Raw genomic sequence first — 26,855 nt, 5'->3', positions numbered from 1 at the left:
TCTTTTCCCTTTTTCCCTTAAGGTGAAAACCTATTTTGAAAAGATTATTTATTTGTTAACTGAATAAATTCTTCTACATCACTTACAGCCATTTTCACTGCTTGATCCCAGAAATCTCTTTTTGTTAAATCTACTGACAAATGCTTTGCTGCTAATTCTTCAACAGACATAGACCCTGTGTCCTTCAGTAATGCAATATATTTCTTTTCAAACGCTTCACCTTCTTCGAGCGCTTTTGCATAAATTCCAAGTGAAAATAAATAACCAAAAGTATATGGAAAGTTATAAAATGGCACATCTGTAATAAAGAAATGAAGCTTAGACGCCCAAAAATGTGGGTGGTATTCTTCAAGTGAATCACAATATGCTTCCTTCTGAGCTTCAACCATCAACTCCGATAATCTTTCACTTGATACGTAGCCATGCTTCCGTTCTTCATAAAATCTAGTTTCAAATAGAAAGCGAGAATGGATATTCATTAAGAGGGCTACACTTCGTTGTAATTTATCTTCAAGCAAGGTAAGGCGTTCTGTTTTATCATTTGCTTGATTTACAGCTGCATCTGCGACAATCATTTCAGCAAATGTAGAGGCGGTCTCTGCTACATTCATCGCATAATCACAATTTAAAGGATGGACATCACTCATTGCATATGAGTGAAAAGCATGACCTAGTTCATGAGCAAGTGTTGATACATTTGATGGTGTACCTGAAAATGTCATAAAGATTCTTGATTCATTGCTCTCAGGAAAACCTGTACAAAATCCACCTGGTGCTTTACCAGGCCGATCCTCTGCTTCTATCCATTGTTTTTCAAAAGCATTTTTTGTAAATTCAGTTAACATAGGTCCAAATTGGCGAAATTGATTTAAAATGAACTGAGATCCTTCTTGATATGTTACTGTCGAATTTGTTGTTGTCTCAACAACAGGGGCTTCTATATCATACCAATTTAGTTTGTCTACCCCTATGATCTCGGCTTTTCTCTTCATATATTCTACAAGCGGCTGTTTGTTTTCAGAAATTACTTTCCACATCGTTTCAAGGGTTTCTTGTTTCATGCGATTTATGGCAAGCGGTTCTTTTAATGGATCATCCCAGCCACGCTCTTTATAAACAGTTAATCGAAACCCGGCTATTCTATTTAGTGTCTCAGCAAACACATCTGCATGTGTTCCCCAGGCTGTTTCCCATCCTTCAAATAGTTCTCTGCGTTTTATAGGGCTTTGATCTGAAAATTTATTTGAAGCTTGGCCAACAGACAAAGTCTTCGTTTCACCATTCTCGTTAAAAGGAATTTGGATTTTTGCAACGAAAAGATCATATAGCTGCTCCCAAGCATAATAACCGTCGACAGATAACCCTTGAATTAACTGCTCCTTATCAACCGAAAGTCTCTCTTTTGATTGATTTCGCATTTCATTTAAAACATATGTAAGCTCGACTAACCGCGAGTCTTTGATCAACACATCCCAAGTATCTTGTTCTATATCACCAAGTAATTGTTCAAACGTCAGCAAACTTTTTGAAAACGCTGTACTTATTGTAGTTAGCTTTGAACGCAAAAGATTAGCATGTACATCTGCCGTGTTTTGAGCCTGCAGGCAGCCTACAAATGAACTAGCTTGTTCTAATTTCATTTTTATGTAAGAAATCTTTTCTAATGTCACTAAGAGTATGTTTATGGATGTTGATGAAAAGCTCTTTGGCCAGCTTGTCACTGATTGCTCTAATTCATAAATTAGGTTTTCAATTTCCTGTATGTACTGTTTAAACTCATTAGATTGACTACCATCTTTAAACAGAGATTCTAAATCCCAAGTATTCATGTAAATAGGTGTCTTCAAAAATAACGCCCCCCTTTAAAGTATTATACTCACATAATATGTTTTTTGTCGCTAACATAGAAATGGTAACGCAAAAAAAAATCTAATACCATTATTACGCATTTTTCTCCATAAAAAAAGAGACATTGACAAATTGCCCTGCCCCTCATCCTTATATCCTAAAACCTTTATAGTTATTTTTTAACAGAAGAGTCCTCATCATCGTCCATAAGTCCCTTTGTTGCTCTTTTGAATTCTCTTAATGTTTTTCCTGCAGCCTTACCTAACTCAGGTAATTTCTTTGGACCAAATAATAATAGAGCGACAAATACAATAAGCATAATTTCTCCGAAACCTAAGTTCATCTAATTAACACTTCTTTCTTAAGAGAATGGTAGAAATCTTACTAAATTATATATGAATGAACAAAAATTTGCAAAATGATTCGTAATTATCTTGTGCTTAAAAACCATATTTATAATCTTCTTACATTGATGAAAAATATCCCTGAAATAAAGAAAGTGATCACAAGTGCAAGTGGCACGATGAATCGCAAATGGGTTTCAGCTTTTATTTCATCTCCAGCTATCGGGGAAGCCACTACTTTACTTTTCATTTGTTCATCATTTTCTTTACTTTTTAATTTTACAAGGTTTTGTCTTTGCAACTCTCTGCCATCGTCACCTTCTATAACTAGCTCTCCTGAAGGACTAATTTCCGTTTCAACAGACTCACCTATTTTTTTTGTATAGGAAATATCTTGATTTGTTACAAATATATTTCCCTGATTATCTTCAAACTGTTCATTCGTTATAATTTTATCAGTTTCGAAATGTTGAAACCCATAATCAAGTAGTGCTGATGTGTCAGCATAAGTTTGGTCATCAGATTTAGACTTTAACGTAACAGCAATTAGGCTCAAATTTTCTCGTTCTGCTGTCGTTACAAGCGTAAAACCAGACTCAGTAACAAAGCCATTCTTGCCACCTGTTATTCCTTCATAAGATTCGTCGCGTACCATAACATGGTGATTAATAAGGGTTGTATCCCAGGTTTCTCCATCCCATGGAAGCTCTTTAGTTTTAAAAATGTCACGAAATACTTCATTATTTAATGCGTATTGTGTAATCTTAGCCATATCTTCGGCAGTTGTTAAATGCTCTGGGTCATAGAGTCCATGTGGATTTGTAAAATACGTATTTTCTACACCAATTTGTTCTTGTAAATATTGATTGAAGTCGATAATATATTCATCTACTGACCCACTTAAATGTTCTGCGATTGCCACCCCTGCATCATTACCTGAATTGATAAGAAGACCCTGGACTAGCTTCAGTAAAGGTACCTGCTCTCCTACCTCTAAATAAACCACTGTACCATCTACATTTCTTGCATTTTCACTTACAGTAACAAGTTCATCTAAGTTTCCATATTCAATTGCATATATAGCTGTTGCAATCTTCGTAATACTCGCTGGTGATAGCCTTTCTTTGCTGTTTTTTTCGTAAATCACTTGACCTGATTGGGCATCTATTAAAATAGCGGCTTCACTATTTAGCTGTAACTCATCGTTTTCTATGCTTGCACTTATCATAGTTGGAAATAAGAAGAAGCAAAAAGTAATTAAAAGAATCGAACTATATATGGTTTTTTTCATGATGCTTACTCCTCTTTAAATACATTTACTGACTGATGTGAAATGGTAATTAGTCTACCATCTAATAGAATAACAAGGTAAACACAAAAAAATCAATGTCAGTAAATTGAAGCGATAGGTATTAATATCTAATTTCTGGTGATCTATTGATTAGCCATTGACTCTTTTTTCACGGACATTTATACTAGGAAACTAACGAACGTCAGGAAGGGATGATTATGATGTCTTCTAACGAAATTAAAAAATATGCGTTGCATCATTTTGCGAGTAGTGGATATGATGGCACGTCTTTATCTGCTATAGCAAGTGATGTTGGAATTAAAAAGCAATCGATATACGCACATTTCGCGAATAAGGATGATTTATTTCTAAAGATAATGGAGGAGGTACTAGTTCAAGAGACTAGTTATATCAAGAGCTTTTTCTCAAAGAATAACACTCTCGCTTTAGAAAAGAAGCTTTTTCAATTTTTACAAGAATATAGCAAGCGTTATGAATCACAAGCGGAAACTAGATTTTTGCTAAGAATAGGCTTTCTTCCACCAACCCATCTCCATCAGCAAGTAATCGCTAGTCTTTATAAATATTATGATGAATTGGAAGGAATTCTAATCGAGATATTTACCAATCATAAGGACTCCATACTCACACCGGTAAATGAAGCAGTTATCGCATTTATCGGACTAACTGATTCTGTATTGGTCGAGCTGCTATATAGTGGAAACGATCGTTTTCAACGCAGGCTAAATGCATGTTGGAAAGTTTATTGGCAAGGTATTCGTTCTAAGGAGGAATAACAACATGAATAAAAAGTGGTTGCTAATTTTTGTAGCGGCATTTTTCGAAGTATGCTGGGTTACTGGTTTAAAGCATGCTGAAGATCCACTAGCGTGGATTGGAACTATTTTTTCTATTATTATTAGTTTTTATATATTAATTAGCGTGACAGATTCATTACCTATTAGTACTGTTTATGCGGTATTTACAGGATTAGGCGCAGTTGGAACTGTTCTCGTGGAAATTCTTTTTTACAGTACATCTTTTAGTTGGGTGAAAATTGGTTTATGTACTGTTCTCATTTCAGGAGTAATTGGTCTTAAAGTAGTAACACCTGAACGTGACGCAACGAAAGGGGAGGTGTGAGAAGATGGATTGGATCGTTCTCATTTTAGCTGGGTTTTGTGAAGTTGCTGGTGTTGCAGCTATCTCCAAATTTAATAAGAAAAAATCGGTCATTCATGTTCTTTATATGATAGCTGGATTTGCCATGAGCTTTTTCTTTCTCTCATTTGCAATGAAAACTATTTCTATGGGTACCGCCTATGCTGTTTGGACAGGAATTGGTACGGTAGGTAGTGCATTAATTGGAATCATATTTTTAGGAGAATCAGCAGGTTGGAAACGATTATTGTTTATTTCCATGATTATTTCCGCTACAATTGGTCTTAAATTTATCCCGTATTAACTATGGTTTGTAAGTCGGTTCATTTTATTGCCTGCTTAGTAAGGAAAAGCTTTGTGCAAGATCATTATATTTACCGGTACAATTCTTGCAGGTGGCGGCTTGACTAATAGCTTACTAGATTTATCTATCTTTATTAATTATTCTTTCACCTAATTTCATTATAAATGGTTCTTTAGGTGATGGCTTATGGAAATATGGTAGTCTTTTGGGTTTCTTTGGGGTCCTTTTACCTGTTTTACTTTTTTCAATTGGTACACCCAAAATTGGTACAGGTCTTGCGACAATTATCGGCGCAGCTTTCAGAGGTGAGAAAAGAAGAGTCCCCTATAATAAAATAAGGGAACTCTTCTATTATGCTTCTAACCTAGGTTTTGTCGGATCACAATCAGGCTTATTTGTATTAGTTGATTGGGCTACCTTCATTAAGTAATAGCATTCCTCACGCATCATATGATCAGCCATTAAAGCTGAAAATGTACTTAACATTTGATTGGTTAATTCCATTTCTTCCACTTCAGCTAAAAAGCCTCTAAACAATTCGATTTCAAGCTTAACATCCTTGTTCATTTTCGTTAATGCTGGAAATGAATCTATATTTGCTCTTAAGTAACCTGACAACTCAACCGCTTTAAGATAAAAATCCTCAAACTGTTTTGCAAACAGTTCACTTTTTAGCTTAAGATCCTTCTCTGCACGATCAAGAGTGTCTGATATCGCACCAGCATGACCCGCGGCGTCTAACAACCACACCAAATGATGATGTAGCTCATGGAAAATCGGTGGCTTTTCTTTCTTTTTTAAATACGTTAAAACAAGTAAGTATTCCTCCAGTTCATTGACCATGTGGTTAATAAATGAAGGTGGTAAATGAATGGTGATCTTACCAGCAATATGTCTTCTTATTATGGAGAGCTTAAAATCACAAAGCTCTCGAGCATATTCGTCTGCCTCTAATGTCAAAGCAGAAAAATCAGTTTGTTCCCTTGCCTTTTTTAATAATGTGTCAAAAATCTGTTGGAATTTCTTTGCCTTTTCAATATCTTCTCGCTGACTAACTGCTAAAGAATCTAAAATAAATCTTGCGTGATCACCTAATATTTGAAGCCAAAATTGATGTTCAAAGGCAGCTATCTCTTCATATGTTCTCATTGGTTTATCCTCCCTATTGTTATTCTTTAATTTTTATGATGTGAAAGCTTATCCTATTAAAGGATGTTTTTGACTCTGATTTTTAGTTTGGATCCTAACCTTGTATGAAGAAAAAAGCACAATATTCTTCATGAAAGCTGAAGATTATTGTGCTTTTTAGACTAATGCTGAAGATTTCTTTCCCAGTAAATCATCTGATCTTCTTCATCTGTTCGCATCATTGCTAGTTTTTCAAGAACTCTGATCGATTGATTGTTATTACGTAAGCATTCCGCTGTAATCTTTAATACTTTATTTGTATTGAAAGCCCAATTAACCAATGCTTCTACTGCTTCTGTTGCATATCCGTTATTTTGTGCTTCTTTTTGGATTCCATAGCCAATTTCCACCACACCATTTTGTGGTTTACCTTTAAAGCCAATATCACCAATAAATTGATCATTTTCTTTTAAAAATACAAACCATACACCCCAACCAATAAGGCTTGGATTTATTTCAATTTCATGTAAGTAATAGTGTACATGGTCACCAACATCAATATCTTCACTAAGTAAATCTTCTTTACAAGGTACTATTTTTAATCGTTCCGTCGTAATCTCCATGTTTCATTCCTCTTTCTATCTTCGAATAACGGTAGGAAACAAGCACAATTTCACCAAATTGTTTCAATATATGAGAGGGAGTTATCAGGTATTGGTTTATGAAAGATGCTATTTCGAGATTGGAAGAATGACAGAGATCGTTGTGCCATTTGAATTACTATCGATCTTTACCTCACCACTATGGTGCTTAATAATTTCATAGCTAACCATGATTCCTAACCCGGTTCCATTTTCTTTTGTTGTAAAAAAGGGTTTTCCAATTTCCCTTAACATCTCTGTCGGAATACCTGTTCCTTGATCAATAATTTTTATGATTACTGATCCGTTCCCACTTTGCTCGGCACTTGCTGTTATATTTCCCCCATTAGGCATAGCTTCAATTGCGTTTTTTATAAAATTAATAAAAACCTGCTTTAATTTATTTTCATCACATAAAACATTTAAATCCTTGTCTCTTATGTATGTAGTAATATGAATATTATGTAAAGTTGCTTGTGAACGCGTAAGAGCGACAACATGCTGTAAAATACTACCTATATTTTTATGGCGATAATTATCTAGAGGAGGTTTCGCTAGGGATAATAATTCACTCAAGATTAATTCAATTCGATTAATTTCAGAGGATATAACAGAAAAGAATTCTTTTTTATATTGTAATCCTCCCTCCATTAACTGTAAAAATCCTTTAATTGCTGTTATAGGATTACGGATTTCATGCGCAATTCCAGCAGCAAGTTGTCCAGCTACAGATAGCTTTTCAGAATTCATCATTAATTCATGTGCTATCTTTTTCTCAGTAATATCCCTAATAATTAAATAAACTGCTGGACATCCTTCAAAAATGGTTGGAATTGCTTTCACTTCAACATCAAGTTCATTCCCAGAATCCTGGATGATTTTCTCTTCATTAAGTGCTGAAGGAAAACCTTTTGCTGCCTCTTCAAGGTAATTTAAAATAGCGCTATTATGATTTATTGGAATATATTTCGATATACTTTCCCCAATAAAATCCAATTTATTACTAGCTCCTAGTAACCTTGCCGCTTCTTGATTTGTATAGACTAATCGATTATCTCGAATGACGACAATCCCATCTGGTGAATGTTCTACTAGGTTACGATGCAACTGTTCACTTTCTTTTACCTTCCTTTTTTGTTCATAATATATCGTAATATCTTTTGCAATCCCATAGACACCAAGTATCTCATCATCAACAATAATTGGTGCATTTGTAACATCCAAAACTAGTTTCATATGATTCTTTGTCATAATCGTACATTGATAATTTTGTATTTTCCCCACAAGAGACTTATCATAAGAAGCGTTTACAATTTCAACACAATCACTTGTAAGAAGATCTTTGTAAAATAAGTCGTACAGTTCTTCTTTCACATAACCAGTTACGATTTCACATTGCTTGTTCACCTGGACAAATCTTCCGTCTAAATCTAAGACATAATAACCTTCAGGATGTTCCTCGAATATTTGTTGATTAAAAAAACCGCTATTCATTAAGAAAACTTTAAGCTTTTCTCTCTTTATACTAGCCATCACGCTATTCATGTTGTTCTCCTTCCATAGCTTTTTCATAATCACTAAATAGACTACTATGTGTTTTTTAGTATGTAAAAGTTGCTTAGTTACTTTATATTCTAAGTTCACATGATTTATTTTTCAAACACTTTAAATTATTTTCTGTGGTTACCCGGTGGATGTCTAAAATATAATTGTTACTTCCTTCTATTAGACTCTGTTATACTTGGTTGTTGATTTACGCTTTGGCGTTAGCTTTTGGCGGGCGGCCTGGGAGCCTCATATTAAAAAAGAACCTACATAAAAGTAGGCTCTCCCTGTATTCTACATCTTAAAATTGTAAAAATTAGTATCCGCCACCAACGTAAGCAGCACCTACGATGATTAACAAGATGAACAAGACAACGATTAATGCAAAACCTCCTGCATATCCTCCACCTTCATAACCCATTATGTTCACCTCTTTCTTTATAAGTGTAAAAATACAATACATAAACAATATATGCTGAACTACTTTTATCGTTAAAGACAATTGCTTAGAGAATAACCCATTTTGTTAAGAAAAGCGCAAGCGCCTAGAACAACCTCAGGCAAATAAGATGATTTAGAATTGAAGGCGTTCTTTGCCTACAATTCTAAATTATCTAGACCCTAGAGGGGCTAGGCGCTTGCGCTGGATGTCGTGCGCTTATCCATAGTTCAAGAATTCTATTATTTCTTAATCAACAAAAAAGGTTGAACTCCTTCTACAAGGACGGTTCAACCTAATTAACAATACTATGTAAAATGCTTACTACTTTTCTTTTTTAGATATACTTTCCGGATTATCAACATTCTTTTCAAACATTGCATCGATTGTACCTTCCATATAATCATCAGATGCTTGTTCATGGGTAGTAGCTAGTCCAGATGATAACTCGTCCTGGCGCTTGTAATCTTCTACCTCGTATTGTCTTCCTGCGATTTGACTACTTTCTAATTTCGTTTTTTTCTCCACTTTCGATCACTCCTTTTATCAATTTCTTATGTATACTATTTGCTAAAAGACCATTTGTTACTCAATCCATCTGAAGAAAAAACTACATTTGCAAAGTGAGAGATTTTTATCCACCTAGCACTAAGATGGGTCTACCTCATCATAAGATAAGGTTACAACCTTCGTTGACTCACCTTTTCCAATTTCCTCTTGCGTTGCTTTTTCATTCAATTCAAAGTCCTCATCCATACCAGGTGCAATTTTGTCTTCATCAACTTGTTGTCTATCCTTTTTCATTGTCATCACTCCTCGAATATAAACTATTCCCTGAAGTTATTATGAATATACAAGAGCTTTATTATTACAATGAATAATGCAATTTGTTTTCAAAAAAAAAATCTGACCTAAGGTGAATGTCCATCCAAGGTGGACGATACTCACGCCTAGGTCAGCAAAAAGATATCTATAGTAAAGAGTAACGAGTTATTCCCAATAACTAATTAAGCATTCGTTGCATCACGATTTGTCAGCTTAATGGTGACTGTCTTTTTTTCCCCTGCACGATAAAGGGTTATTTGTACTTCTTCACCTATTTCTGTTTCCGAATAAAGAAATTTTCGTAATTCACTTGCATTTGTTATCGCGGTCTCATTCATTTTGACAATAACATCTTGTTGTTGTAAGCCTGCTTCATCAGCCGGTGAACCTTGTGAAACATTTCCTACAATTACCCCTTCCTTTACATCTTCAGGGAGCTTCATGTTTTCTTGCAAATAATACTGAGGAATTTCACTCATTTCAACAAGGCCAACACCAATAAATGGTCTTTGTATTTTTCCATTTTTCATTAGCTCTTCGGCAATTGGAATAACATCGTTACTCGGAATGGCAAAGCCTAATCCTTCAACACCACTGTCACTAATTTTCAAGCTATTAATACCGATTACTTCGCCACTCATATTGATAAGTGGGCCACCACTATTCCCAGGATTTATGGCTGCATCGGTTTGAAGTACATCTAACGACCAATCACCTTCTGATGTCGTCACATCGATTGTACGATCAACACCACTAACGATTCCTTGTGTTACTGTTCTTGAGAACTCTTCACCAAGTGGGTTCCCGATCGCGATCACATTTTCACCTGTACGAAGTGACGATGAATCACCTAACTCTGCAACAGCTGTTACATCCTCTGCATTGATTTTTAAGACCGCAATATCTGTTAACGCATCAGTTCCAACTAATTCTGCGGTTACTTTTTCTCCACTAAAAAGGGTTACTTGAATCGATTCTGCTCCTTCAATAACATGGTTGTTTGTAATCACATAGCCTGATTCGCCTTCCTTTTTAAATATGACTCCTGATCCTGTCCCACTTTCTACACTTCCACTCTCAGAATTTCTAAATATGTCTCCACTCATTTGTGATTGCATATTTGTAATACCAACAATTGCTGGTGAAAGACTGTCAACAATATCTGCAATGGAATTGGCATTGCTAGATAGTTCCTGTGTTGAAACTGGTGTCGTCGTTTCGGTATCATTATTCTTTACCGCTGTTTCAATAGTAGCTTTATTTTCTGTTGCATTTGGTGCTTGTTGATCGGTATATGTGGTTACTCCTAATACAAGAGCACCACCGACGACGCCACTGAGAAGTGATGTAAAAAATGGTTTTATACTTTTACGTGGCTTTACCTTTTCACGTGTAATTTCTGTTTCATCATAATATCCCATAATGTTTCCTCCTAAATTTTTATTTATGTGAATGGATTCTATACTCCTTGTGAACTTACATATCCACCGATTACAATTAAAATTAATAATAGTGAAACTCCTGTAAAAATAAGTGCTCTCATTCTTGTAAACCCTTCTTTCTTCATAATAAGTAATGAAAGTTTCAATTTAGTTTGCTTGTATAGTTCCTCAGAAAAACTGCAGTTATATAATGAATGAAGCGTTTTTGAATGCCTATGTTTCATCTGCTTAAACATGACTAAGGTCATCCGTTTTTCTTATAATGTAACTATACAAAATGAGTTTGGGAGAATAATGAAAGAATTGTGGGAAATTGTGAAAAGAGCGAACGAACTTGAAGGTACGTTGTATAATAGTGCCTAAAGAGGATGTGAAAGCATGAATTACACCATTTATTTAGTGGAAGATGAGAAAAACTTAAATGAATTACTTACTATGTACTTAAAAAATGAAGGCTGGTCTGTAACTTCTTGCTTAACAGGTACTGAAGCAAGAAGTTTAATCAATCAGCCTCCACATTTATGGATTTTAGATATTATGCTTCCTGATATTGATGGCTACCAATTAATAAGAGAAATAAAAGCTGCTACACCGGATGTGCCAGTTATTTTCATCTCAGCTAGAGATGCCGATATTGATCGTGTATTAGGGCTAGAACTAGGAAGTGATGATTATATCTCTAAACCCTTTTTACCACGAGAGCTAGTGATTAGGGTACAAAAGCTATTGTCACGGACATATTCTGAAGAAGTAAGTACACTCATTAACCTCTCCCCTTATCAAATAGATGAACAGGTGAGAATTGCTTACCTAAATGGTCAGGAAGTAAACTTAACTTCGAAGGAGTTTGATTTGTTACAGCTTTTTCTACACAATCAAGGTCAAGCCTTTTCTAGAGAACAAATCTTAACAAATCTATGGGGATCAGATTATTTTGGCACAGATCGGGTAGTAGATGATCTTGTGAGACGATTACGGAAAAAAATGCCAGATCTTAAGCTTGAAACGATTTATGGCTATGGCTATAGGATGTTAAAAGGATGAAAAATAAGTCATTAGCATTTCAAATATGGTTTGTTTTCTCAGGTATTCTCTTAGCTATATCCATATTATTAGTAATCCTATTTCCAACAACGTTAAGAGGTTTCTTCACACAGGAAATCTATAAAACAATTGAGAATGAACAGCTTATTCTAACCGAATATGGAAATCCAGGAAATAATCATGACTTGGGTGATACCAAACAAAAAGATCGTTCTGTCTCACATTTGGTACTACCTATTCAAAGTCCATACTTCTTATATTCTGAGGAATTACCAATTGATTTTATTAAGCAAACACAAGAACTTGCAACAAACCAATCAAGATCAGTGGAGCGCTATGAAAAGAATTTAAAAAACCAAACACTCTTTTATGTGATTCGAAAGTTAACAGTTAATGGGGAACAAAGCTATCTATTATCGTATTCTTGGGATTCTTATCGAAATGATCTAGTCTTTACGCTATTTCGTCAATTAATGTTAGTTATGTTTATTGTGTTTTTATTTAGTTGGATACCTTCTATTTGGCTAGCTAAATACTTATCAAGGCCACTGGTTACACTTGAGAAACATGTAAAAATGTTTTCAGAGCAAGAATGGCATGAGCCAGTAGAGGTAGACCGAAATGATGAAATTGGGAAACTTGGTCATACGATTGAAAAAATGAGGCAGCATCTTGTTCGAAAAGATGAAGCACAGCAAACATTACTGCAAAATATCTCTCATGATTTAAAAACACCTGTCATGGTGATACGCGGTTATGCCAAATCAGTCAATGATGGTATTTTCCCAAAGGGTGACTTAACAAGTACAATGGATGTCATTGAAGAGGAATCTGAAAAGTTAGAGAAAAAAATAAAGGACTTACTTTATTTAACAAAGCTTGATTTCTTGTCCACACGTAAGCCAACAAAAACGGCATTTCGTCTCGATGAGCTGATCCATGATGAGGTAGATCGAATCAAATGGGCTAAGTCTAAACTCGATTGGCAGCTTCACCTAGATGAAGCAACGATACTAGGTGATGAAGAACAATGGGAAAAGCTTGTAGAGAATCTTCTTGAAAATTCATTGCGATATGCGAATCAAACCATTTCAATCTCGATTACAAAAGCAAGTCAACATATTGTGTTACGTTTATGGAATGATGGACCATCAATTGATGAAGCTATAATGGATCAGATTTTTGAACCGTTTCAAAAGGGGCATAAAGGTGAATTCGGTATAGGATTAAGCATCGTGAAACGAATTGCCGATTTACATGCTTCAAAGGTCTGGGCTACAAATGAGGAAAATGGTGTGGCTTTTTACACAGAAATTCCGTTGGTTGAAGTTAATGCAAAGTAAGTAAATAAATACTATTTCAATACAAACTAAAGAGATAAAATTACAACTCCGTCCCTTTAGTTTGTATTGTTTACTCCTCTAATAAAACCATTTACTAAATATTTAGACCTTTTTTCTAACTCTTAGGATAAGTCATTTCCTCTGGTTTCACATATTGATCAAATTGTTCACCTGTTAGCAAATTCAATTTACTTGCAGCTTCCTTTAGTGTTACCCCTTCTTTATGAGCAAGCTTCGCAATTTTAGCAGCATTTTCATATCCTATATGAGGATTTAAAGCTGTTACAAGCATTAATGAATCATTTACATAGCGTTCTAAGACTGGAAGGTTCGCCTTAATTCCTACAGCACAGTGATCATGAAAAGAGATAATTGCATCTGAAATAAGCTGTACTGATTGAAGGAAATTATAAATAATAACTGGTTTAAATACATTTAATTCAAAATTACCTTGACTTGCAGCAAAACCGATCGCTGCATCATTTCCCATTACTTGTACTGTAACCATAGTTAATGCTTCACTTTGAGTTGGATTCACTTTTCCTGGCATAATTGAACTTCCAGGCTCATTTTCTGGAATCGTAATTTCCCCAATTCCACACCTAGGTCCACTAGCCAACCAGCGAACATCATTTGCAATTTTCATCAGATTTGCAGCTAATGCCTTTATCGCTCCATGGGTATGGACTGTTTCATCATGACTTGTTAAGGCATGAAATTTATTAACCGAAGATTTAAAATCATGCTTTGTATATTCACTTATTTCCTTTGCAACACGACTGCCAAATTCCGGGTGAGCATTAATCCCTGTTCCAACTGCTGTTCCACCAATTGCTAGATTCTTCATATATCCGGTGGCCTGTTGAATCATTTCTTTTGTTTGATGAAGCATTTGTGCCCAACCACTAATTTCCTGTCCTAAAGTTAATGGCGTTGCATCCTGTAAGTGTGTACGGCCTATCTTGACGACATCTTTAAATTGCTGCACTTTTTTATCTAATGTGACTGAAAGCCTATCAATAGCTGGCAACAACTTAGTTTCAACAGCTAACACACCTGCTATATGCATGGCAGTGGGAAAAGTATCATTTGAGCTTTGACTCATATTGACATCATCATTCGGATGTATCGTAGCATCAATTCCCTTTTCTGTAAGTAATTCGTTCCCTCTTCTAGCGATCACTTCATTTACATTCATATTACTTTGTGTTCCACTTCCTGTTTGCCATACAACAAGTGGAAAATGATCATTTAATTTACCTTCGATTATTTCATCACATGTAATGATAATTGCCTGTGCTTTTTCTTTATGTAGCTTACCAAGTGAATCATTTACAATAGCTGCACATCTTTTTAAAATCGCAAAACCAACGATTACCTCATTTGGCATTCTCTCTCCACCGATTTTAAAATTTTGCTTACTACGCTGTGTTTGAGCACCCCAATACTTTTCAGCAGGCACTTGAATCTCACCCATTGTGTCCTTTTCAATACGAAAATCCAATCTCATACACCTCCAAAATTGACCTCATGTTCTTAGTGTATGGTTTTTTTTGCCTTTTTAAAAGGAAAACACAAAATAGATTTCCTTTAATTAACATAGTTACTTGTTACAAAACTAGATAATTAAGCTTTAAAAGATATAATAATCGAATAAATTTTTATTTAAAAATTTTAATAAAAACTTAGTTTATTGGATAGACAAACTAAGTTTGCCCTGTTATAATGAAAAAAGTTACAAGAACACTTTATTAAGTTAGCTATTAGTGTAAGCGATAACAGCAAAGTAAATAATAATTCTAGAACTTAAAAATTGGAGGCTACTATTATGAAATATTTCCAAGACATTAATAAGATTCAATATGAGGGTGCAAGCTCAAAAAATCCCCTATCTTTTAAATACTACAATCCTGAAGAAATGATTAATGGAAAAACAATGGAAGAAATTCTACGCTTTTCTGTAGCATACTGGCATACATTTACTGCAGATGGATCAGATCCATTCGGAGTAGGAACAGCTATCCGTCCTTGGAATCATTTACAAGGCTTGGACTTAGCGAAAGCTCGTGTAGAGGCTGCATTTGAATTATTTGAAAAATTAAATGTTCCATTCTTCTGTTTCCATGATGTTGACATCGCACCAGAAGGAGCAACATTAAAAGAAACATATCAAAACTTAGATACTATCGTTGCGATGATTAAAGAATATATGAGCACTAGCAAAACTAAGCTTTTATGGAATACAGCAAATATGTTCACACATCCTAGATATGTACACGGTGCAGCTACGTCAAATAATGCTGATGTATTTGCTTATTCCGCTGCAAAAGTTAAAAAAGGTTTAGAGGTTGGTAAAGAGCTTGGTGCAGAGAACTATGTATTCTGGGGCGGCCGTGAAGGATATGAAACGCTTTTAAATACAAATATGAAACTTGAGCAAGATAATTTAGCACGCTTCTTCCATATGGCAGTTGATTATGCGAAGGAAATTGGCTTTGATGCACCATTCTTAATCGAACCAAAACCAAAAGAGCCAACGAAGCATCAGTATGATTTCGATGTGGCAACAGGATTAGCATTCCTACAAAAATATGATTTAACAGATTACTTTAAGTTTAATATCGAAGCAAACCATGCAACTCTTGCAGGACATACGTTTGAGCATGAATTACGCACTGCGCGTATTAACAATATGTTAGGTTCAGTTGATGCGAACCAAGGAGATACGTTACTTGGCTGGGATACGGATGAATTCCCAACAGACTTGTATTCTACAACTCTTGCAATGTATGAAATTTTGAAAAATGGTGGTTTAGGCAAAGGTGGACTTAACTTTGATGCGAAAGTAAGAAGAGGTTCATTTGATGCTGAGGATCTTTTCCACGCACATATTGCAGGTATGGACAGCTTTGCAATTGGCTTAAAGGTTGCGAATAAGTTGATCGAAGACAAAGTTTTAGACGATTTTGTAGACCAACGTTATAGCAGCTATTCAGAGGGCATTGGTCTTGATATTGTTGAAGGAACAACTGATTTTCATAAGTTAGAGGCTTATGCGCTTCAATTAAATGAGATTAAGAATGAATCTGGTAGACAAGAACGATTGAAAGGGATTGTAAACCAATATTTACTTGAAACGCTTTCTCGTGTAACGGTTTAATAAATTTTTAAGAATTAAGGATGTGCTGGTAGCTATACTGCTCCAGCACATAATACTTCTAGTTGACTATCTTATTAATAGAATGCTATACAATTACTACTCGATTGGATAATAATTATTTTTCCAATCCTAAGAGAAAGGAGAATAGAGACAACTTTTTAAAATGTTTAACAATAAAAAGGGAAATGTAAGCGTAACAACAATTGATATCTAGTCTAAAAATAATAGAAATATACCTAGATAGGAAATGATCATAAGGTATCCATATTATTAAAGCGTTATCAAATTTATATTTAACTCCTCCCTTTCTGTTGTTAAAAAAATTTGTCTCTTAAAAAACAACTATGCAAAAATCAAATTCTCTTTATATTATTGTCATTACTCTAGTCGCAACTCTTGGAGGCTTGCTTTTTGGTTATGACACCGCAGTAATTTCCGGAGCTGAAAAATCTTTAGAAGTGTACTTTATTGACAGTTTAGGATTAGATTCTTTCATACACGGTGCTACAACATCAAGTGCATTAATTGGATGTATCGTTGGTGGATTAATATCAGGCTACTTTGCTTCTAATTTTGGTCGAAAAAATTCTCTATTAATAGCGGCTGTACTATTCTTACTTTCAGCATTAGGTTCAGCTTATCCTGAATTTTTATTTTTTACAAAAGGTGAGCCAACCCTTTCATTGTTACTAACATTTAATCTATACCGAATCTTGGGTGGAATTGGTGTAGGTTTAGCATCTGCGATTTGCCCAATGTATATAAGTGAAATTGCTCCCGCTAACATTCGTGGTCGTTTAGTATCATTTAATCAATTTGCCATTATTTTTGGAATGTTAGTCGTTTACTTTGTCAATTTTGGCATTGCCCAAGGACAATCATTGGAATGGATCAATGATGTTGGCTGGAGATATATGTTTGCTTCAGAAGCAATCCCAGCATTGCTGTTTGCCGTACTTTTGCTTTTTGTACCAGAAACACCACGTTATTTAGCTATGAAAAAGCAAGATGAAAAAGCTTTAGACATTTTAACTAAGATCAACGGTTCATCAGAGGCTAAAGCGATCCTCTCGGAAATTAAGCAAACTGTTACGATCCCTAAAGATAAACTATTCTCTTATGGAAAATTTGTCATCATTGTCGGAATTTTACTTTCCGTTTTCCAACAGTTTGTTGGGATTAATGTTGCGTTATATTATGCTCCACGTATATTTGAAAGCATGGGAGCTGCGAAAGATGCTTCTATGCTCCAAACAATTGTCATGGGATTTGTAAATGCATTATTCACTATTGTTGCAATATTAACTGTTGATAAATGGGGTCGTAAACCTTTATTAATAGTAGGTTCCATCGGTATGGCACTTGGTATGTTTGGTGTTGCAGGGATGGCGTTTGCGAACGTGATCGGGATTAGCACTTTACTATTCATTATTGTTTACACAGCATCATTTATGATGTCATGGGGGCCAATTTGTTGGGTATTAATCTCTGAAATCTTCCCAAATAAAATTCGTGGACAGGCCGTTGCCGTTGCTGTAGCTGCACAATGGGCCGCAAATTATTTCATTTCATCAACTTACCCTATGATGATGGAGTACAGCGGTGGAATGACTTATGGTTTTTATGGGCTAATGAGTGTTTTATCAGCGATATTTGTTTGGAAGTTTGTTCCTGAAACAAAAGGAAAAACACTAGAACAAATGGAGATAGTATGGCAAAAAGATAAGAAATCAGCATAAATGATAAAGGCAGTGAAGCTCCTATAAACCCTTTGGAGTTCCACTGCCTATTTTTAGTAAACTATAGGATTCCCTATTTAACAAGACATTATAGTGCTTGTAATCCAGCCTGATTTAAAAAATTCCACGGCTTATTATAATGCGGTTGGAAGAAGAAATCGACAAAGCCAAGTTCATCTGTTGTCATCTTGTTTTGAATACAAACAGATAATGTATTAATAGACTGTGTGACATCTACTTTAGACATAACCTGTGCACCAATGATCCGTTTTGTGTTTTCCTCATAGACCACCTTTAACCTGATATCTTCATATGTTGGCATAAACTCTGGACGATCATGCTCTAAGATTGTGATACTTTTCACATTCATCCCCATACGAAGTGCCATCATTTCCGTTAAACCAGTTGTCGCTATATTTTGGTCAAAAATCCTAATTCCAGATGTACCTTGTGTGCCCATATATCGGATTGTCGGTTTCATCAAATTTTTCGCAACTAATGTCCCCATTCGAACAGCATTTGTTGCAAGTGGAATATATGCATGTTGACCAGTTGGATTGTAACGGATTGCACAGCTATCACCTGCTGCGAAAACATCCTGATTACTTGTGCGCATATACTCATCTACTTTAATTGCTCCATTTTCAAGCATTTCGATTTGCCCTTTAACTAAATGTGTATTAGGTTGAAAACCAATACATAAGATGACGAGATCTGCTTCATACGTTCCGTTTGTTGTTTCAACTGCTGTAACCTTTTCTTCACTTCCTACAAAACGGGTAACTGTTTCACCTAAGGCTAAGCGTATATCACGGTTTTGAAAATCCTCTTCAATGATTTCTGTAAATGACTCATCCAAGTATTTGCTCAATATTCTACTTTCCCCATCAATAAGTGTAACGTTTTTCCCGCTCATTTCAAATGCTTCTACTAACTCGATTCCAATGTAGCCTGCACCTACAACAACAATATTTTTAGCGTCTTTTGCTTTCTCAATAATTGTGTTTGCATGATGGAAGTTTTTGCAAAGAAGAATATTCTCCATATTAATTCCTTCAATTTTTGGAATAACAGGCCAAGACCCTGTTGCGATCACTAATTTGTCAAATGTCTCATTTATCACTTCATTTGTTACAAGATTTCTTGCAACAAGTGTCTTCTCTTCAACATTTACGTCCAGTACTTCATGTTTCATAAACATATTTACACCTAATTCAGTTAGTTCCTCAGGAGTGCAATAAAATAAACCATTCGCATCCTTTACTACTCCACTAACATGTAAAGCAATTCCGCAAGATAAAAAAGAAATATTATCGTTCTTTTCGTAAACATTTATCGTTGCATTTGGGTAAAGTTTAATTATATTTGAAATAGCTGCTGTCCCAGCATGAGTACATCCAATAACCGCAATTTTCATTTTAAATTCCTCCTACAAAAGATTGTGAATATATTCACATAAGTTTGTGAAATGATTCACATGTTTGATGACTTTATTATAATCCACCTTTTTTAAAACTGCAATACCCTTTGTGAAGTTTTTCACAAAATGTGTATTTACCGAAGTAAAACTCAAGTGTAGCAAGGCTTTACATCTTAATTAAGGGATGTGTTTATCATTCAGGTTTTATATCGAGTTTATGAAAAGAAAGGGGTTACCCCCTCTCTATTCCTCGATATGATCGATTGTTAAACCTTCAACATGCTTCCGATCCATCATTTTTTTCTTCTTACGCACATCTTTAGAATCAAAGACCTGATTTAAATCATATTCCTCTGGATACAATTCTTCAGCGTCAATAAATGGTTTTACCCGTTTATGATTTAATGTCATTTTTTGTCCCTTTACTAATAACTCCATTTCTCCCATCGAATTAGGAGTTGAGACAACAATTCCTTTTGTTTGAAGTTGTGAAATCCAAACAGCATCACCGATTTGATACGTAATCATTGATAGATTGTCTTTTTGTATTGCCTTTTTCTTTTGTCTTTTTTGATTATCCCTTTTAAAGGCAGCTGGTGTAATGTTGCGTTCCTCTTTAGGCTGATCATAGGAAATTTCCTTCGCTCTGTTAATGATTGATGCGGGCATTCCTAGCTTTTGTGCAATTGAAAATGCCTGACTTTCTCCACCTTTTCCAACTATAAGTTTATAAAGTGGTTGAAGTGTTTCAATATCAAAGTCCATTGATCCATTTTGAAAACCGTTCGCTTTTTCTGCAAATTCCTTAATCTCACTGTAATGGGTAGTAGCAATTATCATCGCCCCTGATTTATATAATGCTTCTAAAATAGCAATAGCTAACCCCATTCCTTCCCTTGGATCTGTACCTGAACCAATTTCGTCAAGAATAATTAATGTATCTTCTCGAGACTTTTGAAGAATATCAATTACATTTCGAATATGTGAAGAAAACGTACTTAGTGAGTGCTCAATACTTTGATGATCACCAATATCTACAAAAATATCTTTTACAATACAAAAGCTACTAGTACGATCTGCAGGAATATGAAGTCCTGCTTGAACCATCATCGACAATAAACCAACAGTTTTAATTGTAACCGTTTTACCTCCTGTATTCGGTCCAGTAATGACCAATGCCATATACTCCTTCCCTAATGACATTGTTAATGGGATAGCATCTCTTCCTAATAAAGGATGTCTGGCATTTAAGATCTGAAAGCCTTCATCCTGTTGTAGTTGAACTTCATTTCCACGCATGCATTTACTTAATTTTGCTTTAGCAAAGATAAAATCATAGGATATCATTCCTTCAATATTAATAAGCAGTTCTTGTTTATACGTTGCCGTTAGATCAGTTAATTGTCCAAGAATTTTCTGAACCTCGAGTTCTTCCTCAACCTTCAAAAATAAAAGTTCATCCTGCAGCTTATTAAGATCCTTCGGCTCCATATATACGGTTTGCCCGCTCGAAGATTGATCGACGATTGTCCCTGAAAATTTTCGCTTATATTCATTTTTCACAGGGACAACATATCTTCCATTTCTCACACTTACTACTTGTTCTTGTAGATAACTAGAAGAGGTTTTCATAATTTGAGCTAGCTTGGCTTTGATCTTTTCTTCTATTGAAACAATCTTGTTTCTTGTTTTCGCTAATGACCTGCTTGCATAATCATCCACTTGATTATTGCGAATGCAACGTGAGATTTCATCTGCTATTTCTGTTAATTCATAAAGTGAATAGGCATACGAACTAATCGTTGGCGCATGATAATCTTGCTTCATCATAAACCGTTTGATTTTTTTAACACTATCTAAAAACGTAGCTAGAAAACCGAATTGCTCTGGTGTGAGTAAATACCCTTTATCCACTAAAGCAATGATTTGTTCTACGCCATGAAGCGAGTTGACAGGAATACTTGAAGACTTTTCAATGATTGTACATGCCTCTGTCGTTTCATTAAGCCATCTTCTTATTTTTTTCTCATCATGAATCGGTAATAGCTCTATCGCTCTTTTCTTTGCTGCATCACTCATTGCGAAATCACATAGTAAAGCTAATACTTTATCAAATTCTAAACTTTCGATTGTGGTCTTGTTCAATGTTTGAACCTCCATTTGTATTTATTGACATAAAAAAAAGGCGATGAACATGGTTGTTCATCACCTTTTAAAACCTCTATCTATTAAGCAGACCATGCCTAATAAACATATTTGCCCATTAGAAAAACTCGCCTCTAAAAATCGCAAAAGCCTAAGTTTTCCTTCTGCTATCATCTTTAAAGAATAATTTGATAGCATAAAAAAACGTGCTTAAACAAAGCACGGATTTGTACGGGCACTATGCAAAGAGATCGCAAATTGTGTACGATAACCGTTTTGTTCTTAACCTTCTACAGAAACATACTCAAATAAACCTTTAAAATCATAAAAGTTTTTCAAAGCTTATTCATGTAGATGAAGTATTTACTTCGATTAGTTAAGAACAGAAACCCTCACAAAAAACATCTCCTAAAATATTGTTACCTATAAAATAACAGAACTCATGATTAACTGTCAATATAAGGATAATCATTTAAAGCCCATTTTTAGCTATTTCGGATCTCTTCAATGCTTTTTCCACCTAAAAAGGCATGACCAGTTTTCAAATTTGCGATTGTTTCAAAACCTGATTTCTTATAAACCTTCCCAACTCTTTCACTTATCGGCATCACCCAAAAACGTTCTACATGTTTCTTTACTACTTCCTCTTGAATATGATGAATGAGCTGCCCAATCAATCCCTTACCTCGGTACTCTTCCAGTGTAGCTACACTTTCTAGTCTAGTATCCTGTTCATACTGGAATGTACATGCGGTTGAACAAGGGACACCATCATATTTTAATAAATAGTGAGTATAGGCCTCTTGTGAAAATTCCTCTTCAAAAGCTTTTTCCCTAATTGACCCGCCTAGTTCTTGAATTTGGCATTCGATATTTATAGCATCTAGCTTATTTTCACTTGTTACTTTTTCAATTGTTACATTTGGGTCCTTCACGAAATCGACCTTTGTTTTCCAAAGTTGAACCGGACAATCAAACTCTTCAAACCCGAATCCTTTTTGTTTCAGAGCACTAATAAAACCTGTATGCCCTTCGTAGTTGGAAAGATAAAATCTTGGAATTAATTGTTGAGCCTGATAAAAAGAAATAACCTCATCAATGATCTTTTCATAATCACCAACGTAGGAAGAAATATGTGCATGGTTTGCATCATAATAGTTTGGTTGATTTTTATTATAAAAAAGATAGCCCCAGCTTGTTTCGATTTTTGTTGAAAACGAAGAAACATACGCAATATCTAACGCTTCAATATATTTTTCGATCATCGTGTCTTCTCCCCAAGGTTTATATTATTGATTTGTTATTCTTATCATAGCAGTTATGCATATCAAGCTACCACCTAATTTTTTGATCATGTCATGAGTGGACAATGATTCAGAAATAGCAAATGGAAAGGATTAATTTTTTTAGGTTTTCCACCCATTTCATAATGCATGTGATCTTCACGCAACTTTTTTCTCTAATTTTTCATTTTTTAATGATAGGATAGGTTAAACTGTTTTTATTGAAAGGAGTTAGAAGAGATGAATGTTTTGTTAGCTGAAGACGACGTTAAGCTTGGCGAGCTTATTACATATATGCTAGAGAAAAAGGCAAATTATCAGGTTGAATGGGTTCAAACTGGTGAGGATGCTTATGATTATGCTAGTGCTTCTCATTATGATGTCATTATTATGGATTGGATGATGCCTAATGGTGATGGAGTTGAAATTTGTAAGCGGCTAAGAAACGATAGCTATGGTGGAGCAATTTTAATGTTAACAGCTAAGGATGCTCTTCAGGATCGTGTTGTTGGCCTAGATGCTGGTGCAGATGATTATCTTGTGAAACCTTTCGAGATTGATGAGTTATTAGCAAGACTTCGAGCACTAGCACGACGTAATTTTTCACCAATTCGTGAAGAAATACTTACGATTAAAGGCCTTTCGATCAATCGAACAAGCCAATCCCTACAAATGGAGCAACAGGTGATACAATTAACCCCACGAGAATACCAGCTACTAGATTTATTGGTACAAAATAAAGGACAAGTGTTAACAAGAGACATTATTTTTGATCGAATATGGGGAAATGAAACCGATGTTTCGTATAAAACAATTGATGCTACGGTGAAATTACTTCGTAAAAAGCTAACCAAGTTTCAAAAAGGCGATTGGTTACAAAGTATCAGAGGGGTTGGATATAAGCTTGATACGTAAACGACATGACCTATTCTCGAAAACACAGCAAATGTTAACAGTAAAGTACAGCTTACTCATCATTTTGTTTCTATTATTATTTATCATTATTCTTTATTCAATTGTTTATATTTGGTTTACAACTGCTGAGAAAAATGAATTACGAGATACAGTACAGCATGAGGCAAATTTAGTTGAAACATTTTTGTCTATGGACTACGACAATGGACCTAACGATCGGAGGGCTAATCCTCAATTCGTGACCACTGATAGTGATCAATTATTTTATTATGTAATGAACACTCGAGGTGAATTAGTTTTACAAAATGAGCAGCTTCCCCTTCTCGAGACTGAATTTATTACGATCATTTCAGAGTGGAAGCCACAACGGGAAGAATTACAGAATGAGGAGATCTTCATTAATCGTAAAGAACTTATGCAAAATGAGGAGAAAAACCGATTTTCAACCTATGGACCTAAAAATCAACAGCTGGAGCTGCTTATGATCGCAAAGCCAATCTATGACCGAAACCAACTTGTTGGCTATCTCTATATCGGTCAAAATATCACTGATTTAACTAACCTTTTAAATGGACTTTTTAGGATCTTGTTGATTTCAACTCTTATTTTTTCAGGTGTTGCTTTTTATTTAAGTAGAGTAATGTCCAAACGGGCAATGATTCCAATCGAGCAAGCTTTTAAGCGACAACAGGTGTTTGTAGCTGATGCGTCCCATGAATTAAGGACACCATTAAGTGTCATGTTGTCTTCTTTAGATATACTTGAAATGGAGGACCAGCACCAAAATGAGGTTTCGACAAAGATGGTCGGTAATTTGAAGGAAGAAGTGAAACGAATGACAGGTCTTGTTGGGGATTTACTGACTTTAGCAAGATCTGATTCAGATGATCAAAAGATTTCATTTGAAGTATTTGACTTGGTTCCAATTTCGCAAAGAGCAATCGATTCTTTTGAAGCTCATGCACATACAAAAAATATCCAGCTTGAACTAAAGAGTCCCTCATCTATTCAGATCAATGGAAATATAGAACGTTTGACCCAGCTACTTTATATTCTACTTGATAATGCAATAAAATACTCTCACGATTCTAGTTCAATATCATTGTCATTATGGAAAGAATCAAATTTGATCTTTATCTCTGTGAAGGATACAGGGATTGGGATCGATGCTAAAGATCTAGCCCATATATTTGATCGATTTTACCGTGTAGATAAAGCTAGAACAAGACACCTTGGTGGGCATGGACTAGGTTTATCCATTGCAAAATGGATTGTAGACATACACGGTGGTCGAATAAATGTAGAAAGTAGCGTTGGTGAAGGTAGTACGTTTCTAGTGAAAATTCCATATAAGGATAGCTTGTAGAGAAAATTCTACAGGCTTTTTTATTTACACATAACAAATTATGTCCATAAAAGGGCCACGATTTTCTATTTATTTACGAAAATGATCATTTTATCTTCGATTTTTTCTATTTATCTTCGATTATTTTAATTTATCTTCGATTTTTCCAATTTCGACAAAGTTCTACTTTTTCCTATTTTTTTTACTCGCTCTTCTATTTTTCACCGTCTTTTCACCAAACTCTATTAAATTATACCTATAGCAAGTTAAGTACAATTTGAAAGGAGGTGGAGAAATGAAGAGAACGAGAAAAAGAAAAAGTCCTTTACTTTGGATTGGGATTGCCATACTTGGACTAGTTGTCCTAACGATCATATTAAATGTTATCGGTCATTTAGCTACTGTCCATCAATATATGGGCTATGGACGAGGTGGTGGCTTTCATCATGGAAGTGCAGGATTTGGAAACAACATAAACATGTTTGACTTTTCACTTTTACCGTTCCTTGTTTCTATAGGATTAATTGCTTTAGGCTGGTGGATTTGGAAAAAAGCTGATGGTGAATCAGTGAAGAAATGGGTAGGTATTTTCTTGCTAATAGTTGGGTTGTTTTCAATCTTACCACTGATAATTGCCATTCCAGTGTTATTACTAGCATTATATCTCGCTTTTAAACAAAAAAAGGCGGGTACAGATTTTATAGATGAACCAATCATGGTTACATCCCCAACATATCATACAACTACTCACGATATTCTAGATGATTGGGAACGTAAAACAAAAAAGGAGAATGATAAATAATGGGAATTTTTAAACGTGTAAAAACAATAGCAGTTGCTGATATGAACCACAAATTGGACAAGTTTGAGGATCCAATAAGTATGGTAAAGCAGTATATTAGAGAGCTTGAAACAGAACTTGAAAAGGCACAATCTGCATTAGCAAATCAAATTTATTTTGAACAAAAACATGAAAGGTTAATTGAACAAGTTAAAACAGCAATTGAAAATCGTAAAAGACAACAACAATTAGCACTAGAAAAAAATAATGACGATATGGCTAAGCTAGCAATCCATGATCGAATTGAGCATGAGAAAAAGCTACAAGCCCTTGAGCAACAACTAGCGTCTATTAAAAATCAAACAAAACAATTAAAAGCACAAGTTTTAAAATTAAAGGATACTTACGCTGAATTACAAAATCGTAAAGCATTACTCATATCAAGAGCAAATACCGCACAAACAACTTATAAGATTAAAAGCACACTATACTCTTCTCAATCTGAAAATATCTTGAATGGCTTTGCTAGAATGGAAGATAAAGTACTACGCTTAGAGGCTCAAGCAAGTGCTCAGGATTACTTGTATGAAAAAGATCATTTAAAAGAAAAGACGTATTCTGTAGAGGTAGAAGAGGAATTTATTAAAGCAAAAGAGGCGCTCAACGAAAAACAAGCGTAAAAAAGCGAAGAACCTGCTCAAAAATAGGACAG

At 35.0% G+C, this 26,855-nt stretch carries 26 protein-coding genes and 1 pseudogene; 12 read left to right on the top strand and 15 right to left on the bottom strand.

Annotation, left to right across the window (positions count from 1 at the left end; translation table 11 throughout):
* Positions 1 to 44 precede the first annotated feature (44 nt).
* From WCV66_RS07620 to WCV66_RS07610, 3 genes are all read right to left on the bottom strand, one after another.
* Positions 45 to 1,829, bottom strand: a complete 1,785-nt coding sequence (locus tag WCV66_RS07620) for a M3 family oligoendopeptidase (protein ID WP_338789413.1) — start codon at positions 1,827 to 1,829, stop codon at positions 45 to 47.
* 191 nt (positions 1,830 to 2,020) lie between these two features.
* Positions 2,021 to 2,191, bottom strand: a complete 171-nt coding sequence (locus tag WCV66_RS07615; protein WP_066329867.1) for a twin-arginine translocase TatA/TatE family subunit — start codon at positions 2,189 to 2,191, stop codon at positions 2,021 to 2,023.
* A gap of 110 nt (positions 2,192 to 2,301) precedes the next feature.
* On the bottom strand, positions 2,302 to 3,483 hold the full coding sequence (locus WCV66_RS07610) for a D-alanyl-D-alanine carboxypeptidase family protein (protein ID WP_338788521.1): 1,182 nt from the start codon (positions 3,481 to 3,483) through the stop codon (positions 2,302 to 2,304).
* A 218-nt stretch (positions 3,484 to 3,701) separates the two neighbouring features.
* Here WCV66_RS07610 and WCV66_RS07605 point away from each other — a divergent pair, with 218 nt between their 5' ends.
* The 4 genes and pseudogenes from WCV66_RS07605 to WCV66_RS07590 all read left to right on the top strand — a co-directional run.
* Positions 3,702 to 4,280, top strand: a complete 579-nt coding sequence (locus WCV66_RS07605) for a TetR/AcrR family transcriptional regulator (protein ID WP_338788520.1) — start codon at positions 3,702 to 3,704, stop codon at positions 4,278 to 4,280.
* 4 nt (positions 4,281 to 4,284) lie between these two features.
* Entirely contained in the window at positions 4,285 to 4,626 is a 342-nt protein-coding gene (locus WCV66_RS07600; RefSeq protein ID WP_066329864.1) for a DMT family transporter, read from the top strand.
* Positions 4,627 to 4,630: 4 nt separating this feature from the next.
* Complete coding sequence (locus tag WCV66_RS07595) at positions 4,631 to 4,948, top strand: DMT family transporter (protein ID WP_066329863.1); 318 nt, start codon at positions 4,631 to 4,633, stop codon at positions 4,946 to 4,948.
* Between the two features lie 172 nt (positions 4,949 to 5,120).
* Positions 5,121 to 5,250 (top strand): annotated as a pseudogene (locus tag WCV66_RS07590) (EamA family transporter); the annotation flags it as partial.
* Between the two features lie 49 nt (positions 5,251 to 5,299).
* On the opposite strand, the gene WCV66_RS07585 reads toward WCV66_RS07590, so the two are convergent.
* From WCV66_RS07585 to WCV66_RS07550, 8 genes are all read right to left on the bottom strand, one after another.
* Positions 5,300 to 6,097 carry a DUF2935 domain-containing protein gene (locus WCV66_RS07585; RefSeq protein ID WP_338788519.1) on the bottom strand — a complete coding sequence of 266 codons (798 nt, stop codon included), beginning with the start codon at positions 6,095 to 6,097 and terminating at the stop codon, positions 5,300 to 5,302.
* 161 nt (positions 6,098 to 6,258) lie between these two features.
* Positions 6,259 to 6,699, bottom strand: a complete 441-nt coding sequence (locus WCV66_RS07580) for a GNAT family N-acetyltransferase (RefSeq protein WP_066329859.1) — start codon at positions 6,697 to 6,699, stop codon at positions 6,259 to 6,261.
* A 108-nt stretch (positions 6,700 to 6,807) separates the two neighbouring features.
* Positions 6,808 to 8,262 (bottom strand): PAS domain S-box protein, encoded by a 1,455-nt coding sequence (locus WCV66_RS07575; RefSeq protein ID WP_338788517.1) that lies wholly within the window; start codon positions 8,260 to 8,262, stop codon positions 6,808 to 6,810.
* Between the two features lie 316 nt (positions 8,263 to 8,578).
* Positions 8,579 to 8,683, bottom strand: a complete 105-nt coding sequence (locus WCV66_RS07570; RefSeq protein WP_083964539.1) for a YjcZ family sporulation protein — start codon at positions 8,681 to 8,683, stop codon at positions 8,579 to 8,581.
* Between the two features lie 342 nt (positions 8,684 to 9,025).
* Entirely contained in the window at positions 9,026 to 9,229 is a 204-nt protein-coding gene (locus tag WCV66_RS07565; protein ID WP_066329853.1) for a YozQ family protein, read from the bottom strand.
* Between the two features lie 120 nt (positions 9,230 to 9,349).
* Positions 9,350 to 9,505, bottom strand: a complete 156-nt coding sequence (locus WCV66_RS07560) for a hypothetical protein (protein ID WP_338788516.1) — start codon at positions 9,503 to 9,505, stop codon at positions 9,350 to 9,352.
* A 203-nt stretch (positions 9,506 to 9,708) separates the two neighbouring features.
* A complete protein-coding gene (locus WCV66_RS07555) occupies positions 9,709 to 10,947 on the bottom strand; it encodes a S1C family serine protease (protein WP_338788515.1) in 1,239 nt (412 codons plus the stop codon).
* 38 nt (positions 10,948 to 10,985) lie between these two features.
* Positions 10,986 to 11,204 (bottom strand): hypothetical protein, encoded by a 219-nt coding sequence (locus WCV66_RS07550; RefSeq protein ID WP_338788514.1) that lies wholly within the window; start codon positions 11,202 to 11,204, stop codon positions 10,986 to 10,988.
* 142 nt (positions 11,205 to 11,346) lie between these two features.
* Here WCV66_RS07550 and WCV66_RS07545 point away from each other — a divergent pair, with 142 nt between their 5' ends.
* Together WCV66_RS07545 and WCV66_RS07540 are read left to right on the top strand one after the other, a co-directional pair.
* On the top strand, positions 11,347 to 12,012 hold the full coding sequence (locus tag WCV66_RS07545) for a response regulator transcription factor (RefSeq protein WP_338788513.1): 666 nt from the start codon (positions 11,347 to 11,349) through the stop codon (positions 12,010 to 12,012).
* A complete protein-coding gene (locus WCV66_RS07540; RefSeq protein WP_338788511.1) occupies positions 12,009 to 13,355 on the top strand; it encodes a HAMP domain-containing sensor histidine kinase in 1,347 nt (448 codons plus the stop codon). The genes WCV66_RS07545 and WCV66_RS07540 overlap by 4 nt, the downstream gene beginning before the upstream one ends.
* Before the next feature lie 115 nt (positions 13,356 to 13,470).
* On the opposite strand, the gene fumC is transcribed toward WCV66_RS07540, so the two are convergent.
* On the bottom strand, positions 13,471 to 14,859 hold the full coding sequence (gene fumC, locus WCV66_RS07535; protein WP_066329838.1) for a class II fumarate hydratase: 1,389 nt from the start codon (positions 14,857 to 14,859) through the stop codon (positions 13,471 to 13,473).
* A 324-nt stretch (positions 14,860 to 15,183) separates the two neighbouring features.
* Between fumC and xylA the strand changes: the two genes are divergently transcribed.
* Entirely contained in the window at positions 15,184 to 16,515 is a 1,332-nt protein-coding gene (gene xylA / locus WCV66_RS07530) for a xylose isomerase (RefSeq protein WP_066329836.1), read from the top strand.
* A 344-nt stretch (positions 16,516 to 16,859) separates the two neighbouring features.
* Positions 16,860 to 18,254, top strand: coding sequence for a D-xylose transporter XylE (gene xylE, locus WCV66_RS07525; protein ID WP_066329834.1), 1,395 nt, complete (start codon positions 16,860 to 16,862; stop codon positions 18,252 to 18,254).
* 88 nt (positions 18,255 to 18,342) lie between these two features.
* On the opposite strand, the gene WCV66_RS07520 is transcribed toward xylE, so the two are convergent.
* The 3 genes from WCV66_RS07520 to WCV66_RS07510 form a co-directional block, all read right to left on the bottom strand.
* Entirely contained in the window at positions 18,343 to 19,671 is a 1,329-nt protein-coding gene (locus WCV66_RS07520; RefSeq protein WP_338788510.1) for an FAD-dependent oxidoreductase, read from the bottom strand.
* Between the two features lie 246 nt (positions 19,672 to 19,917).
* Positions 19,918 to 21,819, bottom strand: a complete 1,902-nt coding sequence (locus WCV66_RS07515; protein WP_338788508.1) for an endonuclease MutS2 — start codon at positions 21,817 to 21,819, stop codon at positions 19,918 to 19,920.
* A 485-nt stretch (positions 21,820 to 22,304) separates the two neighbouring features.
* The gene (locus tag WCV66_RS07510; protein ID WP_338788507.1) at positions 22,305 to 23,084 is read right to left on the bottom strand and encodes a GNAT family N-acetyltransferase; all 780 of its coding nucleotides are present in this window, start codon (positions 23,082 to 23,084) and stop codon (positions 22,305 to 22,307) included.
* A gap of 258 nt (positions 23,085 to 23,342) precedes the next feature.
* On the opposite strand from WCV66_RS07510, the gene WCV66_RS07505 reads away from it, so the two are divergent.
* The 4 genes from WCV66_RS07505 to WCV66_RS07490 all read left to right on the top strand — a co-directional run bounded on the left by WCV66_RS07505 (position 23,343) and on the right by WCV66_RS07490 (position 26,823).
* Positions 23,343 to 24,017: a response regulator transcription factor gene (locus WCV66_RS07505; protein WP_338788506.1), complete on the top strand. Its 675-nt coding sequence runs from the start codon at positions 23,343 to 23,345 to the stop codon at positions 24,015 to 24,017.
* Positions 24,007 to 25,383, top strand: a complete 1,377-nt coding sequence (locus WCV66_RS07500; RefSeq protein ID WP_338788505.1) for a sensor histidine kinase — start codon at positions 24,007 to 24,009, stop codon at positions 25,381 to 25,383. The genes WCV66_RS07505 and WCV66_RS07500 overlap by 11 nt, the downstream gene beginning before the upstream one ends.
* A 274-nt stretch (positions 25,384 to 25,657) precedes the next feature.
* Positions 25,658 to 26,164 (top strand): hypothetical protein, encoded by a 507-nt coding sequence (locus WCV66_RS07495; protein WP_338788504.1) that lies wholly within the window; start codon positions 25,658 to 25,660, stop codon positions 26,162 to 26,164.
* Complete coding sequence (locus WCV66_RS07490; RefSeq protein WP_338788503.1) at positions 26,164 to 26,823, top strand: PspA/IM30 family protein; 660 nt, start codon at positions 26,164 to 26,166, stop codon at positions 26,821 to 26,823. The genes WCV66_RS07495 and WCV66_RS07490 overlap by 1 nt, the downstream gene beginning before the upstream one ends.
* Positions 26,824 to 26,855: the final 32 nt, after the last annotated feature.

The organism is Metabacillus rhizosphaerae, from assembly GCF_037201795.1.
In the GTDB taxonomy this organism is placed as follows: Bacteria; Bacillota; Bacilli; order Bacillales; family Bacillaceae; genus Metabacillus; species Metabacillus rhizosphaerae.
Note: the sequence above shows the minus strand (reverse complement) of the source record. Positions and strands in the feature narration are given on the sequence as shown.

Coding starts and splice junctions, on each gene's coding strand:
- WCV66_RS07550 (WP_338788514.1), bottom strand. CDS start 11,204: ATGTTTAAGCAGATGAAACATAGGCATTCAAAAACGCTTCATTCATTA.
- WCV66_RS07595 (WP_066329863.1), top strand. CDS start 4,631: ATGGATTGGATCGTTCTCATTTTAGCTGGGTTTTGTGAAGTTGCTGGT.
- WCV66_RS07555 (WP_338788515.1), bottom strand. CDS start 10,947: ATGGGATATTATGATGAAACAGAAATTACACGTGAAAAGGTAAAGCCA.
- WCV66_RS07620 (WP_338789413.1), bottom strand. CDS start 1,829: ATGAATACTTGGGATTTAGAATCTCTGTTTAAAGATGGTAGTCAATCT.
- WCV66_RS07495 (WP_338788504.1), top strand. CDS start 25,658: ATGAAGAGAACGAGAAAAAGAAAAAGTCCTTTACTTTGGATTGGGATT.
- WCV66_RS07545 (WP_338788513.1), top strand. CDS start 11,347: ATGAATTACACCATTTATTTAGTGGAAGATGAGAAAAACTTAAATGAA.
- xylE (WP_066329834.1), top strand. CDS start 16,860: ATGCAAAAATCAAATTCTCTTTATATTATTGTCATTACTCTAGTCGCA.
- WCV66_RS07510 (WP_338788507.1), bottom strand. CDS start 23,084: ATGATCGAAAAATATATTGAAGCGTTAGATATTGCGTATGTTTCTTCG.
- WCV66_RS07490 (WP_338788503.1), top strand. CDS start 26,164: ATGGGAATTTTTAAACGTGTAAAAACAATAGCAGTTGCTGATATGAAC.
- WCV66_RS07605 (WP_338788520.1), top strand. CDS start 3,702: ATGATGTCTTCTAACGAAATTAAAAAATATGCGTTGCATCATTTTGCG.
- WCV66_RS07610 (WP_338788521.1), bottom strand. CDS start 3,483: ATGAAAAAAACCATATATAGTTCGATTCTTTTAATTACTTTTTGCTTC.
- WCV66_RS07580 (WP_066329859.1), bottom strand. CDS start 6,699: ATGGAGATTACGACGGAACGATTAAAAATAGTACCTTGTAAAGAAGAT.
- WCV66_RS07520 (WP_338788510.1), bottom strand. CDS start 19,671: ATGAAAATTGCGGTTATTGGATGTACTCATGCTGGGACAGCAGCTATT.
- xylA (WP_066329836.1), top strand. CDS start 15,184: ATGAAATATTTCCAAGACATTAATAAGATTCAATATGAGGGTGCAAGC.
- WCV66_RS07585 (WP_338788519.1), bottom strand. CDS start 6,097: ATGAGAACATATGAAGAGATAGCTGCCTTTGAACATCAATTTTGGCTT.
- WCV66_RS07615 (WP_066329867.1), bottom strand. CDS start 2,191: ATGAACTTAGGTTTCGGAGAAATTATGCTTATTGTATTTGTCGCTCTA.
- WCV66_RS07575 (WP_338788517.1), bottom strand. CDS start 8,262: ATGAATAGCGTGATGGCTAGTATAAAGAGAGAAAAGCTTAAAGTTTTC.
- WCV66_RS07540 (WP_338788511.1), top strand. CDS start 12,009: ATGAAAAATAAGTCATTAGCATTTCAAATATGGTTTGTTTTCTCAGGT.
- WCV66_RS07560 (WP_338788516.1), bottom strand. CDS start 9,505: ATGAAAAAGGATAGACAACAAGTTGATGAAGACAAAATTGCACCTGGT.
- WCV66_RS07570 (WP_083964539.1), bottom strand. CDS start 8,683: ATGGGTTATGAAGGTGGAGGATATGCAGGAGGTTTTGCATTAATCGTT.
- WCV66_RS07600 (WP_066329864.1), top strand. CDS start 4,285: ATGAATAAAAAGTGGTTGCTAATTTTTGTAGCGGCATTTTTCGAAGTA.
- WCV66_RS07505 (WP_338788506.1), top strand. CDS start 23,343: ATGAATGTTTTGTTAGCTGAAGACGACGTTAAGCTTGGCGAGCTTATT.